The sequence below is a fragment of the Anaerococcus marasmi genome (assembly GCF_900290195.1).
Classification (GTDB): domain Bacteria; phylum Bacillota; class Clostridia; order Tissierellales; family Peptoniphilaceae; genus Anaerococcus; species Anaerococcus marasmi.
In genome coordinates this window covers 26,776-46,396 of sequence record NZ_OLMF01000005.1, presented here as the reverse complement: position 1 = coordinate 46,396, position 19,621 = coordinate 26,776, and the positions used below count along the sequence as shown (strand labels likewise).

The window sequence follows — 19,621 nt, the reverse complement described above, 5'->3', positions numbered from 1 at the left end:
TATGAAATATTTCGACTTAAAGGGTGAAAAAATCTCACGACTCGGTTTTGGTTGTATGAGATTTAAGACAATTGATGACGATAACGGAAAGATTGATAAGGAAGCTTCATCCAAGGACATACTAGAAGCAATTGATAAGGGACTTACATATATAGATACCGCTTATCCTTATCATGACGGAAAAAGCGAGAAATTTCTAGGAGAATTTCTGGAAGAAAACAAACTACGTGACAAGATTAAGCTTACAACTAAGCTTCCATGCTGGCTTGTCAAGGAAAGGGACGACTTCTACAAATTATTAAACGAGCAATTAGATAATTTAAGGACAGACCACCTAGACTTCTACCTCCTCCATTCTCTTGATATCAAAAGATTTAGACAAGTTGTAGAGCTTGGAGTCCTTAATTTCCTCACAGAAATCAAAGAAAAAGGAATCGTAAAACATGTTGGCTTCTCCTTCCATGACGAATATCCTGCCTTTGAAGAAATCATCAAAGCCTATGACTGGGACTTCTGTCAAATCCAACTCAACTACCTCGATGTAGACTACCAAGCAGGCCTAAAGGGCTATGAGCTTGCCAAGGAAATGGGAATCCCTGTAGTTATAATGGAGCCAGTTAAGGGAGGAAGGCTCGCCAATCCTCCAGAAGAGCTAAGGGATATGCTTAAAGACTTTACCGACCTATCCCCTGCCCAAGAAGCCTTGAAGTTCCCTCTAAGTCTTGATAACGTAATGACTGTCCTATCTGGAATGAATGATATAGATCAAGTTAGAGAAAACCTAGAGATGGCAAACACTACCGACTACAATTCTCTAACAAAAGAAGATGAGAACTTCTACGAAAAGGCAAGGGCCATATACAAAAGTCGTGAGCGTATAGGCTGCACTGCTTGCGAATACTGTCTTCCATGCACAGTAGATATAAATATACCAAAGGTCTTCGGCCTATGGAACAAAGCCTATCTCTATGATGAAGCTGATAAATCCAGAAAGGAATACAAAGATTATCTAGAAGAAGGCGTAAGTCCAACAGCATGTATTGAATGCGGCAAATGCGAAGGAATTTGTCCACAAAACCTAGAAATAATCAAAGGACTCAAAGAGGCTGATGAATATTTGGCATAAGATATAACTAAGCTAGACTTAAGAGTTTGGCTTAGTTTTTTTATTTTTATATGTTTTTTATAAATAATTTTTTGTTTCATAAAGATTTGTCTAAATCTATCTAAGATATTTCTAAATCATTAACTGTCATTATTAATTAGTATTTTCTATTTTTAATTTGACAATTGAAAAAATTTAATTTTCGTATGACATATTTACTAAAATTATTAAAAACTTATTCAGCCATTTATTCAAGGAATTTTTCATATTTTTCCTGCCAATAATTTTTATCTTCTTCGTTTATTTTTCTTATCACCGTGGAGGGGTTTCCTACAGCTATTGACATTTCTGGTATGTCCTTACTTACGACAGAATCTGCTCCTATTATAGCTACAGATCCTATGGCGACTACAGGTAGGATTGTGACATTTCCTCTATCTAGACGTCATCTTCTATTATGATATCATTCCTTTTTCAATCGCTGTGGCTCTAATTTCTGGGTCTATGGGGCGGATGGCTGTGGAAAGTCCTGTGTCTGAGCCTATGAGGACCCTATTTCCTATTTTTATTTTTCCTAAATCTATCATGGAGACGTTGAAGTTTATGAAAGAATTATCTCCTATAAAAATAGTTTCTCCATATTCGCATCTAAATGGTGAGGGGACGGTGGACTTGCCAAAGGATCCAAAAAGGTCTTTACAGATTTCATTTCTTTTCTCTCTGTCTATTTCATTATTTAATTTTCAGATTGACAGCTCAAGCATCATTTATAGTAAAAACCTAATTATTGAAACTATTATCTTAGCGCTAGCTTTAAAGACTATGATAATTTATATAAGTCAGTACAAGATTCTAAAAGTAAATTCTATAAATATGAATACTGTAAAAGATAAAATGCTACTTATAATTAAGGTAAGTATATGAAAAAAGACCTCTATCCTAATTTGGGTCTTAGAGATATTATTAAAATTTTACAAACAAAAGAGATACGAATTTTTTTCAATTTCACAAAATTGTATTTAAATTTAGTATCTCTTGTTGTTTTTCTTAAATTAAGTTAGAGTTTAAAGAAGACTATAACTATTATCGTCTAACCTAGTATATTAATAAATCGACTATTATTCTAAATTTGAATGTCTTTTTCTCATTGACTCAGAAGTTTCTGAGTTAAGATTCATTAGAAATAAAATGAACGCATCGGATATAAGCAAGGCAACCTGTTCAAATAAACTTCCCATAGGTTGAACAGATTTTTCAGCCCCTTTTAATATTAAAGAAAAATCACTAATCTCAAAAATTTTAGAATTTTTGTTAGAAGTTATGCTTAGAATTTTAGCTCCATCTTTCTTGACTCTTTCTGCTATTGCATAAAGTGAGTTTGTATTTCCTGAATTAGATATAAGCAACACTGTGTCATCTTTTCTAGCTAGAGGGGTGCTAATATCCCCTATTAAGTATGCATGGTACCCTAAATGAACTAGTCTATTTACAAAACCTCTAGCTGCCATGCTTGATCTTCCAACCCCACCTATAAAAATCCTTCTATCTTTTTTAAAATATTTAGATAATTCTTCAAAGTTAAGACATTTATTTAATTTGAAAAACTCGATGATTTCGCCTTCTATTAATTCTAAATAAGATTGACTATTCATATTCACTTCCTATCTTTCTCAAAATTTCAATATTATCTAAAAATTTTTCATTTTTAAAAATATATCCACCAGAAACGACTGCATCAGCTCCACTTTCTAATATTGGTCTAAGAGTTTTATCATCGACTTTCCCATCAACCATTATCCTATATGAATATTCTTTACTATTCTTAATTACATATAGTTCTTTGATTTTATCATACATTTCCGTAATTATTTTAGAATTTGATGTGCCTGGTTTTATGGTTAAAACTAAGACTTGATCTACAAAAGGTAAAATCGCTTCTATGCTAGATATTGATGTGTGAGGGCTAATCGCTACACCAACTTTTTTATTATGCTCTTTTACTTCTTGAATGATATTCATAACATTGAAAGTGCTTTCAACATTAAAAGTTATGCTATCAGCTCCTGCTTCAATAAATTTTTCAATTTTTCTTTCAGGATTGATAATCATAAGGTGTAAATCCAACTTTAAATCTGTATGTTCTCTTATAGTTTTTACAAATTTGGGACCAAACGCCATATCTTCAACAAAATTTCCGTCCATTATATCTATATGGATTTCTTTTGTCTCGCTTTTATTTAGAGTATTTAATGTTTCTTTGATATTCCAAAAATCACTATTTAAAATTGAAGGTAGTATATCAACCATTTTGTTCACCTAATAATAAGATGCTTATATTTCTAGTTCTTTCTCTTAATTGATCCCAATCAACAAAAAATACTTTACCTAATTTACCTAACAAGATTTTTTTATCCTTGATTATAAGGGTCATAGAATTGCTTCCAAATAGTGAAGATTTTAGATGAGCATCTGTATTAAGCATCGTCCATTTTTCTGGTGGAAATTCCGAATCACCTAGATTTAATCCAAACTCTATATGTTTTTCTCCAGGGCTGTGGTAATCGCCCTCTGACCTCATCGGTGGGGCGATTTTCTCCATCATTTCAGCTATATCAACATGTAGAAAGTCATCACCAAAATAATTTCTATCATGCATATCCTCATCAAAAAACAAGGAGCAAGTAGTATGAGAGCTTGATATAACAATTATTCCATCTGTTATAGAATTTTGATCTACTATAGCTTTAATATTATCTGTTATATCATGGAAGGATGGCCTTCCTGCAATTGTTTCTAATTTAATAGAATCATGTATAATCATTATTTTTCCAATTCTTTACGTATTTGTTCAAACACCTTATCTCTACCTACACCAGTTAATAAAGCAACACCATTAATTACTTTTTCCTTTACTGAATCTGGTACAACTGTTGTACTTACTACAACATCATAATCATCAAATTTATTTAGTTCATCAGCTATTTTTGATTGATAAATTTTTGCATCAGAAGCCAAATTATTGTCTTCTAACCACTTTTTTATTTTAGAAACAGCTATGGTTGATGTTGCATGACCGGCTCCACAAATTACTAATATTTTTTTCATTTTTATCTCCTTTATATTTTATATTTATATTCTATATTCTATTGAAAATAAGAAATTTTCTTAACTTTGTTAATGTAATACATTATTAGTATTACTAATATTCCTATTGCTACGACTCCAAATATGCCTAAATATTTTAATGCTAACACATATAAAACAACTGGCCATAAAGCTGCGAGTAGCATCGTAACCAAACCTGTTGTTCCAACATCAAAGCTAGCTAAATTAAATACATCTGTCATTATTGGTGCTAACCATGCTGATAAATAAAGACAAGCTACAACATATATAGCACTTCCTAGCACAGTTCTAATAACATTTCCTTTAAAGAAAGGAACCATCATTGCTATAGCAAATGCAAAAAAAGCTAAATCTCCAAAAGGTAAAACTTGATTACCTGGTAATACTAATGCTAGAGCTAAAGAAATTGGAACTAATAATATTGAAGTAGACATAACCGCAGAGTGTCCTACTACAAGTGCAGCATCCATTCCTATATTAACTTGTCTGCCTCCTAATTTATTATTAGCAAAATCTGAAGCAGCTTCTGCTATTGGTCCAAGACCTTCCATAAACATAGCAACCATTTTAGGCATTATTTTCATTACTGCCGCTGTAGATATAGCAAGATTTCCTACTTTAGCTGCGTCATATTTAGCAAAAATACCAACTATTGCTCCTATAACTAATCCTATAAAAACAGTATCCCCAAATATTCCAAATCTTTTAGTTAAAGATTCGGCATCAAGATCAATTTTATTTAAACCAGGGATCCTATCAAAAACCCAATTTAAAGGACGTGCAATTATTGCTCCTGAATTGACCATCATGTGACTTATTGCTATACCTGGATACCCAAAAAACTCACTAGTTTTTTTCTGATTTATATCTGCAAGTAACCATTGAATCATCACTGCAATAGTTCCGCCTACTAGACCAAACGCAAAATTACCTGTAATTGATTGAGTAATCATTCCCATAAATATTGGAAACCAAAAATTCCAAATATCTACATTCAAAGTTCTAGTTAACCCTAAAAATACGAACAATATATTAACTACAAGTGAAATAGGTATCATCATCAAGCCTAAAGATGTAGAGAAAGCTAAAGGTCCTCCAACTCCCACACCTATATCTAATATATTAAGAGAACTTCCATAATGATTTCCCATTTCTTGAATTGCATTTCCAAGACTACCTGACAATAAATTCAATACTAGTCCAAGACCAATCGAACCAATTCCTACTGTTATACCTGCCATTAGAGCTTTTCCTGGTTTTAATCCAAAAATAATTCCTAAAATAAATATTATTATTGGTAAAAAAACGTTTGATCCAAGACCTATGAACCATTGAAACGAATTAATTAAAACTGACATTTTATCCTCCTTGTTAAACTATATTTTTAGTCAATTCCATTTTCTTTTAAAATATTTAGAATTTGATCCTTATTATCTGATTTTAGAAGGAAATTTATAACTTCCTCATTAGCAAATACTTCCATTAATTTTTGTAAGGTTTTTATTTGATCGCCAGGTTCCTTCATGGCAAGCATAAATACTAAACTTACTGGGAATTTATTACTAACATCTGTCATATCCGCAAAATCAATTGGCTTTTTTAATGATGCGAAACAAATTTGTGACTCCAAAACGTGTTTTGAGTCAGTATGTGGTATAGCAAATCCAACATTTCCTATTTGTATACCTGTTGGATACTCAGCTTCTCTACTTATTATTCCATCATAAAAAGAATCTTTTACACATCCACTCTTATTTAAACAATCTGACATGAATTTAAATAGCTCATCTTGACTATCAACGCTTACAAACGTATTTATTAATTTCTTGTTAAAATACATATTAACCTCATATACTTCTAATTTCTTCTATTAATTCCTTAGGGCTCTGACATCCTACCAATGTTTCAACTTTTTCTTTTGAGTTTATCTTTTTATATATTTTGTCTACTATATAGCGAATATTTTCTTCTTCATCATCTTCAAAATTCATGAAAATAACTAAAGAAGTTGGGACACCATCCCAGTCGATAGGACTTCTGAGTGTGCATATTGCTATATGTGTTTTATTAACTGTCTTTGAGCTTGCATGAGGTAAAGCCACCCCATATTCTAATGCTGTAATTCCAATAGCTTCTCTAGCAAAGATAGACTTCAAGTAAGAATCATCAACAAGTTTATTTTTCTTTAGTGAATTTCCTACACATTCGATTAATTTCTCTTTATTTTCAAATTCTTTCCTCAAAAATATAGTTTCTAAAGATATTAAATGATCAATTTCTATATCATTTGTATTTTCACTATTTATCTTGTCTTTCCTAATCTGATGTCCCTTACTAAATATTTTTGTATATTCAGATATTATTTTTATATAGTCATCATTATTAATTACAGGATTAACAAAAACATATGGTATATCTAAACTTAAATAGTCTAAATTTATTGATGATATAATAAAATCTACATCGCTTAAATTACTTTTAATCAAATCATCTAACGTTCTTACTGATAAGTTATCTTTTTCTGGAAGAAAGGCTTTTACTTTGTTATATATAAGCTGAGCACATGAAACTCCATACTGGCATACAACTAAAATATTATTAGCTTTGTTTAAGGCTTCTATCTGGATTTGAAAATGTATTAAAATCAGAGATACTTCATCGTCATTCATCTTTATTTTAAAGAAGTCCTCCAGTATATTAGCCGAATACCAAATTATACTAAATAATGTTTTGTACTCTTGACGCAAACTTTTCAACAGAGGATTTTGTATATGAATACCTAGTTTTAATCTTTCAACCATAGCTGATATATGATATGAAAGTGCCTTAACCAACTCTTTATTATTACTAAAATCAACTCCTTCAATCTTGCTAATCCTTCCAACAAATTTATTTACTATGAAAGAATTATCAGTTCTGTCGCCTATTTGTTTATCCACCAGCCTATGGGCATAAAGTTGTTTTTTAAGATATGTGATATCCTTAGGCTCTAAATTAAGCTTTAGCTCATCTTTTAAAAAATCAACAAAACTTTTAACTGTCTCTGATTCACTATCCTCAAATTCAGGATTATTATAGTTAAAATCATCTTCAATATGACATCCTATCTTAACTCTAGAACATAATGTAAATACAGATGTCAGGAATGATTGAATATAGTAATCAGGGAGATTTTCTATCAAATCTTTACTATTAAGAAACAATTCTTCGTATATGCTATTAACTATAATTTCATCAAAAAATGTCAACTGAGCTTTATTTATGGAACTTAAGTATGAAACCTTATCTGAATAATGAAATATTATCTCTATTAAAGAGCGTTGAATATTTAGCTCGTCTCCGATTAACTCAATTCCTGATGTATTTGAAACTATTTTTGATCCATATCCTTCTATTACTTTATTAATAACCTTTATATCATTATAAATTGAAGTTTTACTTACAAGATATTCTTCAGATAAACTCTCTAAGGTTAGATTGTTATGTGTCAAGAAAAGCTGCTTGACAATGTAAACTCTCCTATTATCGACAGAGTAATTATCACTATCTATTCTTCCTTTAATCTTTTTCTCTAATTTTAAAACATTTTCAGTATCATTTGTTTTAAGCAAGATTCCCTTCGAAGGAATATTAACAATATCTATATTGTATCTATTTGCTATTGTTCTCAAACTATCGATATCTTTAAAAACCGTTCTCCTAGACACTTGCAAGTAATCACTTAATTTCCTAGATGAAATAGGTTCATTATGATCAGATAGAATTTTTAATATCTTGTATTGTCTTTCGATTGTATCACCACCCTAAGATTAAATAATAGATCATCTATTTGACCCAATTATATAATAGGTTAAAACTGTGGTCAATTACACTTATTTCTACATTCATTGTTAACATTTGTTAAAATCACTGTAGATAGTTATAAAATATTATTTAATAGTTAATATCAGATTTACATCCTTTGTAAAACTAATATAATGATTCATATTATAATAAAGGAAGATTATATGACTTGTGATATGTATCCTGATTTGGGTTTAAAAGATATTATTAAAATTTTAGAGAAAAAGGATTGCAAGCGTCTGGTACACACTTCTTATTCTACTGATGGTATTGAAATCCCTCCGACATTTCCTATAATAGCGATAGGGATTTGTACCATGACTTTGATATTTATTATGGAAAATTTTCTGAAAAATCCCTTCCTAGCGTTCTTTATTTTCATGGAGATGGCCTTGTTTATGAGACTAAGGAGATTTCTTAGGAGTTTTGTATTTCTGTTACTAAGAGAGGGAGTTAATGTGGTTAATATAAACTACAGGCTTTTACCGAGGGTTACTTTAAAAATCCAGGTGGATGACGTCCTCGATGGAATTATCTATATTAACGAAAAATCTATCAGGCTTAATGTAAATCCCAGAAATTTTTTTCTTGCTTCCGATTCTGCTGGATCTCTCCTAAGTCTAGCAGCCCTTGCCTTTGGCTATGTGTTTCCCACTACCGTGTACACTTAGGACTTTCACCTATTAGAATATGCTCATGCCGATCACACATTAAGTAATCAAGAACATGATTATATTCTTGATAAATAAGTAAAGGATGGACTCCTGATGTAATAATAGGTAGAGGTGAAATAAAACTATCATTGGGTCCATGAACACTTTACAGAGGTTCAAAGATGAAACTTTAGAAGTAAAACTTCTACCAATGAAGGGTAAAAGAAAAAAGAATGGTAGTGTTGAAAAAATAGGAAAACATGCCTTTAAAAGAATCATCCATGATAGAAATAAATACTATCCAAACTTTACTACTGAATTTGGTCACTTTGAGGGAGATACAATTGTGGGGAAAGATCATAAAAGTTGTGTAATAAGCCTAGTTGAAAAGTATCTAAGGCATAGTAACCCTAAAGCCAAAAAATAGGACAGCTAAAAGCATAGAAGAAAGATTAGATAAATGGTTAAAACAAATTCCTATAAAATTAGTAAAATCCATAACATTTGACTGCGGTAAAGAATTCTCAAATTGGAAAAATATATGTAATAAACATGATATATCAATATTCTTTGCAGATCCAGGCTGCCCAAGTCAAAGAGAATTAAGCGAAAATTCAAATGGGTTATTAAGGGCTCTTTGTCAAATCGTGTTGGTAAATAATAATCAACCAAATTCTTAATCAGGGATAGAAATTTCTATCCCTGAATTTTTAACTAGCTAATAAATTTCTTGTGATAAATATTCTTGTTCTAAAATTAGCAAAATTCCTGTATCCAAAAGCTATCCTCTTTAAAACCTTAATAAAATTATTAACCCCTTCAATTGGTCCATTAGAATAATCATAAATAAATGAGTTCTTGATGAAATCTAGGTAATAATAACAAGTATCTATTGATGTTCTCATCCTATCACTAACTTTATCCTTGAAGTAATTTAAATGAAATTTAAATAATTCAAAATCCTTTTTCTCAATATCCTCTCTTAAGCATTGGTAACAGTCATAAGTATTCTTTAAAGTCTTATCAACATTAAGACTAATATCGACAATATCCTCATCAGAAACAAACTTACCAGGAAAATGAACACGCTTAAAAAAATGAATAGGATCAAGGAGTTTGTATGGTTTTAAGAAATGTTTCCAATATTTCTTAAGTCTTTTGTATTTAATATTGCTTGTAGAATACTCCTTCATCGTGTCAATTCTAGTATGGTTAAAAGAGTTTGTAAATAGTTTTACGATATGGAACCTATCAATAATGATTTCTGCATTAACAAACAGTTCTTTAATTAGTGATATATAGGGACTGTACATATCAATACATACAGTCTTAACCTTATCTCTAACATACCTAGGAAAGCATAAGAAGTATCTTTTTAAAAAGTATAGCTGTAGATTCTCAATAATATCAATTACCTTGTGATTATCTGAATTTAGATATATAAAACTCATAGCTCCTTTGGCATCCTTAGTTGATTTAAATTCATCGAATGATAAATGTTCAGGCAAATAAGAAAAGTCCACTTTAAATACATTATCAAGTTTAGCCATGAATCTAGAAACTGTAGTTGTAGATATGTAATTATCAGCAGATATATCTTTCATAGATAGCTTTTTTGTTAAACTAGAAAGAACATGTCTTTTAACCTGATTAGAAATATTACAATACTTATCGACTATATTAGATTCAAGTAAGAAATATTTATTGCACGATTTACAGAACATCTTCTGCTTCTTCAAGTCAATTAAAACAGGATGATCACCTGCTCTGGAACATCTTACAGTAGATGATTTAAAGCCGTATTTAATTAAGTTATGGTTAGAGCCACAATGAGGGCAAACTTGATCAGAATATTCTAATTTAGCTTTTAGAATTGTATATGTTACACCTTTAATGACTTTGTGGTGTATTCCATCAGAAAAATTAACATTTTCATCTTTGATATTTAGTAAATTTGTAATAAAATAATTGTTAGACATATTTAATCTCCTTTTAAGTTGTGGTTAATTTAATTATAGGGTAAATGATTAAATATGTCTTCTTTTTTTTACAAAAAAATCGTACTGACAGAAGTATCATTTACTTCTACCAACACGATTTATTATAGACCCTTATTAAGTAAAGATGGATTACCAAAACAAACTGACTTTAGGCTAATGTGTGAAAAGGATATTGTTTCTGTAGCTAGCTATAGAAACAATATCCCAAGAAAATTCTTGAATTAAAAAACACCGTTAGAAGAATTTATGAATTTAGTATATTCTGTCTAGGTTAATTTGACAATTAAAATATTTTAAAAAGACGAGGTTGTTTAGTTTCCTCGTCTTTTCTCTATATTTGGACTTCTGCAACAGCCGCTTTTCTTTCCTAAGACTTCCATAAGTCCCTTATTATTCATTAATTTTAAAAACTCTTTCAAAATTTTTATAATAAATTTTTTCCAAATCTTCTTTATCTATTACTCCTTCTTGACCTAGCTTTTCAAGGTAGGAATCTAGTGGGAATTCTTGGTCCTTATTAAAGGTGTCTGTTCCAAAAAATAACCTATCTGAAAATTCTTTGATAAAAGATATACCATAGTCTTTATCTCTCATGATAGCATTAGCTCCACTGTTAGCAGATAAGTCTGCATAGAGGTTCGGATATTTTCTCATAAGTTTACCTATCCTACCTTCATCGACTGGCCCTTTGGGATAAGAATCTCTGAAGTCAGGGTCCTTGTCATCATACTTTGAAATCTCACACCAAAAGGCTTGAGAATGGCCTATAAAGATTAGATTTTCAAATCTTTTAAGGGCTTCTTCCAGGTAAGGCAGGCCTTTTAAATCATAAACTCCATAGTATTTACCAATTTGTGGACTTAAGTGAAATAAAACTGGCATTTCTAATTTTTCAGCTGCTTGTAAAATCTTAAAAATTTCAGGACTATTGAAGGCTTTGTTGTAAACAAGTTCTCCAAGGCCAATCGAGCCTAGGTCCTTTTCTCTTTTTAACTGCTTGTTAATATCTTGTTCAAAATTAACCATAGACATATAGTAGAACCTATCAGACTCTTGGCAAATTTGCCTAAGTTCATCATTTGATAGTAGATCTGAATCTTTAGCTGAGGAGGACATGAGGACAGATTTATCTATCCCCCTTTTTCCCATTGATTTTATCATTTGGTCCTTGTTTATCAGTTTTTGGCCATTTATCTGATGTCCAGCGTCCTTGGAACAGTGGACATGGATATCTATTTTTTTCATTCTGCCTCTCTTAAAGCCTTTGTTATTTGTTCTGAATCTTCCCTAGTCAAATTCCAAATAAATTTCATGCCAATTATTTGTATTATGCAGGCTATAAGTGGTATAGATGTACCTAAATACCTGATTGCAGATATGGTTTCTGGGCTTTGGGTTTCAGCCGTTGCTATAAATCCTATTGCAGCAAGAGCAGCTGTTGCTCCAAAACTTGCAAGAGTTGAGCCAATTTTTCTAGCAAAGGTATAAATAGAATAAAGGGTTCCATCGTTTCTTGAATTAAATTTATATTCGTGATAGTCGATAGCATCTGCTACAAAAGCCCAAACCACCATTATAAAAGTAACCTGACCGAGGTTTGCAAGGGCGTTTAGGATGATGTAGGCCATTACATTTTCAAGTGGTTTTAGGAATAAAAATAGGGATAGGGCAAGGTTCCATGTAAGCATAGCTAGGAGGAGATTTCTCTTTCCAATTTTCGCCTGCATCCTTGGTACTACGAAGAACATTGCAATTGTTACTGGTAATTGTACATACATGGCAACTGATTGCATCTTTGGTGCTTGGTAGAATTCCTTAAAGATAAAACCACCAAATTGAGAATTTCCTGTTATATAAATTAGTGATCCGATTGAAGCAAACATGATGCCGATCATCGCTCTATTTTTAAAGGCTTGTCCTATAACTTCTTTAAATGAATAATCAGCCTTGCCATCATTTGCCTTGTGAGCTAGGTGGGCATATCTTTCTTGGGTTAGGGAGCAAAGGATGTAGTAGCAGATTATACAACCTAAGGCTGCTATTATTGATACTATTGTGTAGCCGCTTGGATTTGGGTTCTTATTAGCATCCCAAATAAACATTGGAATTATAGATAAAAATCCATATCCGATTGCTGTTCCACCGATGGCTCTAGCTGCAGATAGCTTTGATCTTTCTGTTGGATCAAGAGTTACTACTGTAGCCATAGCTCCAAATGGCATGGATGTACCTGTATAACTCATTCCATAAAGAATATAGGTGAAGGCTACCCAAATATGGGTCGCTGTTGTCGAAAATCCTAATCTTGTAACATCAAAAAATCCTAAAAGAATGGATATAGCTAATGGCCACATGGCGATTTTAATAAAAGGTTTAAATTTATCTCCGCTCTTTCCGATAGAAAACCTATCTGGCAATGATCCTATAAGCGGGTCGTTTACTGCATCAAAAAGTCTAGCAAATAGGAATAGACCAGACATGAATTTTGGGTCTACCTTTAATACATAAGTACAAAATACTAGGAAGAAGGCATCCATGGTTAGGTTTACAAAGGAACCTGCCATATCTCCTGCTATATATCCTATCTGATCCTTTTTACTAAAAGGTCTAAATTCTCTTGTTTTCATAAGTTCTCCTCTTCTTACTCATTTACATTTTCTGCCCAGTCAATAGCTCTTTTTGCATCATTTTCTGTCAAAAGACCTTCCTTGACTTGAGCTTTGGCTACTTCTTTAAATTTTTCTAAATAATTTTCGAAGCTTCCATAAATTTCTTGCATTTTTTCCTTAGAAAAAAATTCCATCTTTCCATTTGTTGATCCAGGGAAGTCACAAGCCTGGTAAGAGGCTTTTGGTACCATCAGATAAATAGACCTTAAGCCTCCTAGATGGTGGCCATATTCATCCTTCTTTTCAAAGTCGATTGGATCTATTATTTGTGGTGGATTTTTACCTTGCGCCCATTCATGGAACCTATCAAGCATGGCATTGATATAATAGTCAAACTTCAAATCATTTAACCTAAAATCATACTCATTATCTAAAATCCTTGGTGGACACTTGGTTTTTTCAATCTCATCATTGGTTGGCACTAGAGGACTTGCTGCATCTGTGTGGGCTGATCCTGTCATGTCATAATACCTTCTCTTATTGCTAGGCGAATTTTCATTCTTTGTCTTTACTAAGCCATCTCCAATTGACCCAAACAAGTAGTAATCGCATTCAGTATTAAAGGTAATGACTGGTACATCTATTTCTTCTTCACGGCTAGGTCTTATGGCAAAGTTTAGTTTTTCCTCAGGATCTTGTCTTAAGGCTCTAGTCAATCCTCCAGAAGCTAAGGATAGGTAGCCATCATATACTTTCTCGTATCCTTGATCCTTATAATAATTGTGCATGAAATTGACATAGGTGTTTAGATACATACCTGACTGGCTTTGTCCACTTAAGTAAAGGTATTTTACATCTAGATTACCACAAAAACTTTTAGGATTTATTTTAGCTTCTCTTCCTACTTGATAGAGAATATCCCAAATAAGGCCGTCTTCACAACCATCTATGGACCCTGTCCTAGGATCTAAAACTGCTGGCTGAGGACCTGGATTCTTAGATGGCATTGATAGGGACCTATACCTATCAAGGTCAAAATTCTTTAGGGATAGTATATTTGTAGGCTTGGATGTAACTCCTATATACATATGGTTATTTTCCATAATATGAAGATATGATCTTCTCCATAAATCCTCTATGTCATAATTATTAGAGGCATTCATTATATCTATGTAACATCTGCCGGTGAAGTCTTCTTTTGCAATAGGTTTTCTAACTAGAATTCTAGTAGTGTAGGGAATGTTTTCCTGATATTTGAAAACTTTTTCTTTTTCTTCATCAAAATCATATACATTAGCAAAATCCGAAATAAAATACTCTTCTTCTACAAAACCATAATCTTCTACATTTATCACTTTTCGTGCAAATTTCATAGACGAAAATGGGTGAGAATTTTCTGTTACTTCTATCGGTCCTAAAACCTTCATCTCTTCCTCCTTTAAAATCTCATTAGTTAAAAAATAAACTTATACTTATATGATATAGGTTTTCCCAGCTTAATTCTTCTAATAAAATGACTGTTTTTTATAAATTAATGATTTTTTTTTGATTTTCTGTAGTTTTTTGGCGAAAAACCTGTATTTTTCTTGAAAGAATTAGAAAAATATTGAGAATTTTTAAAGCCAACTCTGAAAGCTATCTCTGTCATTGATAGGTCAGATAATAGGAGAAGTTCTTTGGCCTCATTTATTCTTTTTGTAACTAAATAATTATTTATAGTATCACCCGTCTCCTTTTTATAAGTCCTCATCATGTGTTCCTTGGATATATTAAAATGGGTTGATATGCTATCATTATTTATATCTTCCATAAAATTATTGTCTATGTAGGCATTTATCTTTCTAGATAATGTGTCAAGACCCTTATTATGAAGCCTATTTTCCCTAGAAGCATAGTTATATAGCATTTCTTCGTGTATACTCCGTAAGTCGTCTTCATTATCAACGTATTCAATTAAAATAGCATATTTTTCTGCCATATAGTGACCAATGAGCGGATCCATCCCGCCATTTAAGGCAGTTATAAAATAAAGGGTATTGTAAGATAAGCTGATATTTTTTAGACTTCTAAGTGGGTCTTTGATTACCCTGCCTCTTATTCCAAGCTCTTCTCCTGTAAAAATAAGCTTAACCTTAGGAAAAAATTCTTTTATGTAATCAATGTCAGATTCTTTGATAGCCCTAAGAAAATCATCTCTTTGTCTATTTATTTTTTCTATTTCATCTCTTCTCATTGGACCTCCTTATTATTATAATTATTCCCTTATCTGTCCATAAAATATAGAATTTTTGAAAATCCATATAAAATAAGAAGCTTTCTTTACCTAAGCACTCATCTTCCTGTACTAATATAATAAATATCCTTTAGACCTAATGTATATAACTGCAAATTATCTACAGCTATATTCAATCATTTATAAATTCTTATCATTGTGATTATAGGATATTGTTTCTATAGCTAGCTACAGAAACAATATCCCAAGAAAATTCTTGAATTAAAAAACACCGTTAGAAGAATTTATGAATTTAGTGTATTCTGTCTAAGTTAACTTGACAATTGAAATTTTTAATTCTCTCAAATTATAGTCAGGAAACTCAATTCATAAAGCTATCATATTCAATATAATTAGATAAACTCATCTGTATATCGCTACTAAACAAAGAAAAATAAATTTGCCCACAAGAAAAGCCCGATTGCTCGGGCCTTAGTTTTATTTTTGTGTAGCTTCTTCGCTTTCAGCTTCTTTTTCTATAGCTTCTATATTCATTGCTATTTGTGCATCTTCTGCTTCTTTTGTTTCGTAGTCGATTTCTACGTCATTGTAAGTCTTAAGTCCAGTACCTGCTGGGATTAGCTTACCTATGATGATATTTTCCTTTAGTCCCTTGAGGTCATCGACCTTGCCCTTAATTGAGGCGTCTGTTAGGACTCTGGTTGTTTCTTGGAAGGATGCTGCTGATAGCCAGCTTTCTGTAGCAAGGGAAGCCTTGGTGATTCCAAGGAGTTCTTGACTATATGTCGCTGCTTCTTTTCCTTCTTCTATCATCTTTTCGTTTTCTATATCGACTTCACGTCTATCTTGAAGGGAGCCTGGGAGGAACTCTGTATCTCCAGCCTCTTCAATCTTTACTTTCTTAAGCATTTGACGGGCTATAACTTCTATGTGTCTGTCGTCGATCTCTACACCTTGAAGTCTGTATACTTTTTGGACTTCTTTTGTGATGTAATCTTGGACTCCAACTTTGCCTAGAACCTTCAATACATCGTGTGGATCAAGGGATCCTTCTGTTAGTTGGTCACCCTTTCTTACCACATCGCCATCTCTTACAAGGATTCTAGATCCGAATGGGATGTTGTATTTCTTGGCAAATCCATCGTCTGATAGGATTTCTACGTCTGTCTTCTTTTCGTTTTGAATAAGACTTACTGTACCGGAGTTTTCTGCGATGTAGGCAAGTCCTTTTGGCTTTCTCGCTTCGAATAACTCCTCAACTCTTGGAAGACCTTGGGTGATTCCAACGCCTGCGATACCACCGGAGTGGAAGGTTCTCATGGTTAGCTGAGTACCAGGCTCACCGATTGATTGGGCAGCGATAATTCCTACAGCCTCACCTGCATTTACGTGTTTGCCTGTAGCAAGGTTTCTACCGTAGCATGCTGCACATACTCCGTGCTTTGCCTTACATTCGAGAACTGAACGAAGTTTAACTTCCTTGATACCTGCATCGATTATCTTATCAGCCATGTCTTCATCTATTAGCTCGTCCTTGTGAACTATAACTTCGCCACTTTCATCTTTGATTTCTTCGAAAGATGTTCTACCGATAATTCTTGTCTGTAGATTTTCTATAAGTTCATTTCCGTCCTTAAACTCGTGGGCTACGACGTATCCATCTGTATGGCAGTCATCTTCTGTAACTATAACGTCTTGGGAAATATCTACCATTCTTCTAGTTAGATATCCTGAGTCGGCTGTCCTAAGGGCGGTATCCGTTAGACCCTTACGTGAACCGTGGGTTGAGATAAAGTACTCTTGTACTGAAAGTCCTTCCCTAAAGTTCGCCTTGATAGGAATTTCTATAATCTTACCATCGGCCTGACTCATAAGTCCACGCATTCCGCCTAGCTGTCTGATTTGGTTAGTAGAACCACGGGCACCTGAATCGGCAAATATCTTGATGTTGTTATCTGACTTAAGCTCTGTAAGTAGGGCTTCTGTTACATCGTTTGTGGTCTTACCCCAGATGTCTATAACTTTTTCGTATCTTTCTTGATCTGTTATCAGACCTCTTCTGTAGAGCTTGTCGTATCTATCAACTTCAGAATCAGCATGAGCTATAAGATCCCATTTCTCTTTTGGGATGTTTACGTCTGACATGGATACTGTAAGTCCTGATAGGGTTGAGTATTTATATCCTGTTTGTTTGATGTAGTCAAGTACTTCTGCAGTCTTGATATTACCGTGTTTTCTAAAGCACTTATCTACAATATCTTTTAGAGTTCCAGAATCTACTACTGTGTTGATTTCTAGTGAGTATGGATCTTTTTTTCTATTTACATAACCTAAATCTTGTGGGATTCCTGAGTTATAGATAAATCTACCGACAGAAGATTCTACGATCTTACCTGGATCGTCCTTACTCTTTTTAACTCTTACCTTAACTTTCGCTTGGTATTCTACATATCCTGCTTCTAGGGCTTTCATCATCTCATCGTATGATTCAAAAACCATATCCTCACCCTTAGCGCCTTTTTTGATAGTAGTTAGGTAATAAGCTCCTAGTACCATATCTTGGGAAGGAGTTGTAATTGGCTTACCATCTTTAAGACCTAGGATGTTGTTAGTTGACATCATAAGTAGTCTTGCTTCGATTTGAGCCTCGTTAGATAGTGGCAAGTGGATAGCCATTTGGTCACCGTCGAAGTCGGCGTTAAAGGCGTTACATGCCAGTGGATGAAGCTTCATCGCCTTACCTGCTACAAGTTTTGGTTCAAAGGCTTGGATACCAAGTCTGTGAAGTGTAGGGGCACGGTTTAGTAAAACTGGGTGGTCTTTGATTACTTCTTCAAGGATTTCGTAGACTCTTGGGTCTTTTTTCTCTACCATTTTCTTGGCAGATTTTAGGTTGTGGGCCATTCCACAGTCTACTACCTTGTTCATGATAAATGGTTTAAAAAGTTCAAGTGCCATCTCTTGTGGAAGTCCACATTGGTTAAACTTAAGGTCAGGTCCTACTACGATTACAGAACGACCTGAATAGTCAACTCTCTTACCTAGAAGGTTTTGTCTAAATCTACCACTCTTACCCTTAAGTAGGTCAGATAGGGACTTCATGTTTCTATTGGATGCTCCAGTTACAGCTCGTCCACGTCTTCCGTTATCGATTAGGGCATCGACTGCTTCTTGAAGCATTCTTTTCTCGTTACGAACGATGATTTCAGGAGCACCTATATCTAGGAGTCTTTTTAGTCTGTTGTTTCTATTGATAACACGTCTATAAAGGTCGTTTAAGTCACTTGTAGCAAATCTTCCACCTTCAAGTTGGACCATTGGTCTTAATTCTGGTGGCATTACTGGAAGGACGTCTAGTATCATCCATTCTGGCTTGTTGCCGCTTGTAAGGAAGGCATCTACTACTTCTAGTCTTCTTGAAACTCTTACCTTTTTTTGTCCAGTTGATTCGTCAAGTTCTTTTAGGAGAAGCTCGTATTCCCTCTTAAGATCTACGTTAGCTAGAAGCTCCTTTACAGCCTCAGCTCCCATAGCAGCCTTAAATTCTGTATCATCTGGGTAGGCTTCTAGGACGTCTTGGTATTCATTTTCAGAGATTTCTTGCTTTTCCATAAGATCTGTTGAACCAGGATTGATTACAACATATGAAGCAAAGTATAGGATTTTCTCAAGTACTCTTGGGCTCATGTCAAGGAGAAGTCCCATCTTGGATGGAATTCCCTTGAAATACCAAATATGGCTTACTGGAGCTGCAAGCTCGATATGGCCCATTCTTTCACGACGTACCTTGGACTTTGTTACTTCTACCCCACACTTTTCACAAACTACGCCCTTGTATCTGATTCTCTTGTATTTACCACAAGAACATTCGTAGTCTTTAGTTGGTCCAAATATTTTCTCACAGAAAAGTCCGTCCTTTTCTGGTTTTAGGGTTCTATAGTTGATTGTCTCTGGCTTTTTAACTTCGCCGTGAGACCATGATCTGATTTTTTCAGCGGATGCGATTTTCATCCTCATCCCATCAAATTGGTTTAGTTCGCTCATTTACTCCC

At 33.3% G+C, this 19,621-nt stretch carries 15 protein-coding genes and 2 pseudogenes; 4 read left to right on the top strand and 13 right to left on the bottom strand.

Annotation, left to right across the window (positions count from 1 at the left end):
* Position 1 precedes the first annotated feature (1 nt).
* A complete protein-coding gene (locus C7D97_RS09895; RefSeq protein ID WP_105301919.1) occupies positions 2–1,126 on the top strand; it encodes an aldo/keto reductase in 1,125 nt (374 codons plus the stop codon).
* Positions 1,127–2,223: 1,097 nt separating this feature from the next.
* Here the strand turns inward: C7D97_RS09895 and C7D97_RS09885 are convergent.
* Genes C7D97_RS09885 through C7D97_RS09855 form a run of 7 tightly spaced genes read right to left on the bottom strand, consistent with a single transcriptional unit; the run spans position 2,224 to position 8,004 of the window.
* The gene (locus tag C7D97_RS09885; RefSeq protein WP_105301917.1) at positions 2,224–2,757 is read right to left on the bottom strand and encodes an SIS domain-containing protein; all 534 of its coding nucleotides are present in this window, start codon (positions 2,755–2,757) and stop codon (positions 2,224–2,226) included.
* Positions 2,750–3,412, bottom strand: a complete 663-nt coding sequence (locus C7D97_RS09880; RefSeq protein ID WP_205408076.1) for a ribulose-phosphate 3-epimerase — start codon at positions 3,410–3,412, stop codon at positions 2,750–2,752. The genes C7D97_RS09885 and C7D97_RS09880 overlap by 8 nt, the downstream gene beginning before the upstream one ends.
* Positions 3,405–3,926 carry a YjbQ family protein gene (locus tag C7D97_RS09875; protein ID WP_105301915.1) on the bottom strand — a complete coding sequence of 174 codons (522 nt, stop codon included), beginning with the start codon at positions 3,924–3,926 and terminating at the stop codon, positions 3,405–3,407. Before C7D97_RS09875 ends, C7D97_RS09880 begins: the two co-directional genes overlap by 8 nt.
* Entirely contained in the window at positions 3,926–4,210 is a 285-nt protein-coding gene (locus C7D97_RS09870; RefSeq protein ID WP_105301914.1) for a PTS sugar transporter subunit IIB, read from the bottom strand. Before C7D97_RS09870 ends, C7D97_RS09875 begins: the two co-directional genes overlap by 1 nt.
* 38 nt (positions 4,211–4,248) lie before the next feature.
* The gene (locus tag C7D97_RS09865; RefSeq protein ID WP_105301913.1) at positions 4,249–5,589 is read right to left on the bottom strand and encodes a PTS galactitol transporter subunit IIC; all 1,341 of its coding nucleotides are present in this window, start codon (positions 5,587–5,589) and stop codon (positions 4,249–4,251) included.
* Positions 5,590–5,615: 26 nt separating this feature from the next.
* Positions 5,616–6,071 carry a PTS sugar transporter subunit IIA gene (locus C7D97_RS09860; RefSeq protein WP_105301912.1) on the bottom strand — a complete coding sequence of 152 codons (456 nt, stop codon included), beginning with the start codon at positions 6,069–6,071 and terminating at the stop codon, positions 5,616–5,618.
* A gap of 7 nt (positions 6,072–6,078) precedes the next feature.
* Entirely contained in the window at positions 6,079–8,004 is a 1,926-nt protein-coding gene (locus C7D97_RS09855; protein ID WP_105301911.1) for a BglG family transcription antiterminator, read from the bottom strand.
* Positions 8,005–8,238: 234 nt separating this feature from the next.
* Here C7D97_RS09855 and C7D97_RS09850 point away from each other — a divergent pair, with 234 nt between their 5' ends.
* Positions 8,239–8,745: an alpha/beta hydrolase gene (locus C7D97_RS09850; protein ID WP_158679142.1), complete on the top strand. Its 507-nt coding sequence runs from the start codon at positions 8,239–8,241 to the stop codon at positions 8,743–8,745.
* Between the two features lie 74 nt (positions 8,746–8,819).
* Positions 8,820–9,359, top strand: a pseudogene (locus tag C7D97_RS10740) (IS30 family transposase); the annotation flags it as partial.
* A gap of 78 nt (positions 9,360–9,437) precedes the next feature.
* Here C7D97_RS10740 and C7D97_RS09840 read toward each other — a convergent pair.
* The gene (locus tag C7D97_RS09840) at positions 9,438–10,706 is read right to left on the bottom strand and encodes an ISL3 family transposase (protein ID WP_105301909.1); all 1,269 of its coding nucleotides are present in this window, start codon (positions 10,704–10,706) and stop codon (positions 9,438–9,440) included.
* A gap of 132 nt (positions 10,707–10,838) precedes the next feature.
* On the opposite strand from C7D97_RS09840, the pseudogene C7D97_RS10735 reads away from it, so the two are divergent.
* Positions 10,839–10,952 (top strand): annotated as a pseudogene (locus tag C7D97_RS10735) (IS30 family transposase); the annotation flags it as partial.
* A gap of 165 nt (positions 10,953–11,117) precedes the next feature.
* On the opposite strand, the gene C7D97_RS09830 reads toward C7D97_RS10735, so the two are convergent.
* The 5 genes from C7D97_RS09830 to rpoC all read right to left on the bottom strand — a co-directional run bounded on the left by C7D97_RS09830 (position 11,118) and on the right by rpoC (position 19,613).
* Entirely contained in the window at positions 11,118–11,972 is an 855-nt protein-coding gene (locus C7D97_RS09830) for an amidohydrolase family protein (RefSeq protein WP_105301908.1), read from the bottom strand.
* Positions 11,969–13,354, bottom strand: a complete 1,386-nt coding sequence (locus C7D97_RS09825) for an MFS transporter (RefSeq protein WP_105301907.1) — start codon at positions 13,352–13,354, stop codon at positions 11,969–11,971. Before C7D97_RS09825 ends, C7D97_RS09830 begins: the two co-directional genes overlap by 4 nt.
* A 14-nt stretch (positions 13,355–13,368) precedes the next feature.
* A complete protein-coding gene (locus C7D97_RS09820) occupies positions 13,369–14,763 on the bottom strand; it encodes an alpha/beta hydrolase domain-containing protein (RefSeq protein WP_105301906.1) in 1,395 nt (464 codons plus the stop codon).
* A 104-nt stretch (positions 14,764–14,867) separates the two neighbouring features.
* Positions 14,868–15,569: an AraC family transcriptional regulator gene (locus tag C7D97_RS09815; RefSeq protein WP_105301905.1), complete on the bottom strand. Its 702-nt coding sequence runs from the start codon at positions 15,567–15,569 to the stop codon at positions 14,868–14,870.
* Between the two features lie 477 nt (positions 15,570–16,046).
* Entirely contained in the window at positions 16,047–19,613 is a 3,567-nt protein-coding gene (rpoC, locus tag C7D97_RS09810) for a DNA-directed RNA polymerase subunit beta' (RefSeq protein ID WP_105301904.1), read from the bottom strand.
* Between the last annotated feature and the right edge of the window lie 8 nt (positions 19,614–19,621).

Coding starts and splice junctions, on each gene's coding strand:
- rpoC (WP_105301904.1), bottom strand. CDS start 19,613: ATGAGCGAACTAAACCAATTTGATGGGATGAGGATGAAAATCGCATCC.
- C7D97_RS09820 (WP_105301906.1), bottom strand. CDS start 14,763: ATGAAGGTTTTAGGACCGATAGAAGTAACAGAAAATTCTCACCCATTT.
- C7D97_RS09860 (WP_105301912.1), bottom strand. CDS start 6,071: ATGTATTTTAACAAGAAATTAATAAATACGTTTGTAAGCGTTGATAGT.
- C7D97_RS09880 (WP_205408076.1), bottom strand. CDS start 3,412: ATGGTTGATATACTACCTTCAATTTTAAATAGTGATTTTTGGAATATC.
- C7D97_RS09850 (WP_158679142.1), top strand. CDS start 8,239: ATGACTTGTGATATGTATCCTGATTTGGGTTTAAAAGATATTATTAAA.
- C7D97_RS09875 (WP_105301915.1), bottom strand. CDS start 3,926: ATGATTATACATGATTCTATTAAATTAGAAACAATTGCAGGAAGGCCA.
- C7D97_RS09895 (WP_105301919.1), top strand. CDS start 2: ATGAAATATTTCGACTTAAAGGGTGAAAAAATCTCACGACTCGGTTTT.
- C7D97_RS09815 (WP_105301905.1), bottom strand. CDS start 15,569: ATGAGAAGAGATGAAATAGAAAAAATAAATAGACAAAGAGATGATTTT.
- C7D97_RS09870 (WP_105301914.1), bottom strand. CDS start 4,210: ATGAAAAAAATATTAGTAATTTGTGGAGCCGGTCATGCAACATCAACC.
- C7D97_RS09885 (WP_105301917.1), bottom strand. CDS start 2,757: ATGAATAGTCAATCTTATTTAGAATTAATAGAAGGCGAAATCATCGAG.
- C7D97_RS09830 (WP_105301908.1), bottom strand. CDS start 11,972: ATGAAAAAAATAGATATCCATGTCCACTGTTCCAAGGACGCTGGACAT.
- C7D97_RS09825 (WP_105301907.1), bottom strand. CDS start 13,354: ATGAAAACAAGAGAATTTAGACCTTTTAGTAAAAAGGATCAGATAGGA.
- C7D97_RS09840 (WP_105301909.1), bottom strand. CDS start 10,706: ATGTCTAACAATTATTTTATTACAAATTTACTAAATATCAAAGATGAA.
- C7D97_RS09865 (WP_105301913.1), bottom strand. CDS start 5,589: ATGTCAGTTTTAATTAATTCGTTTCAATGGTTCATAGGTCTTGGATCA.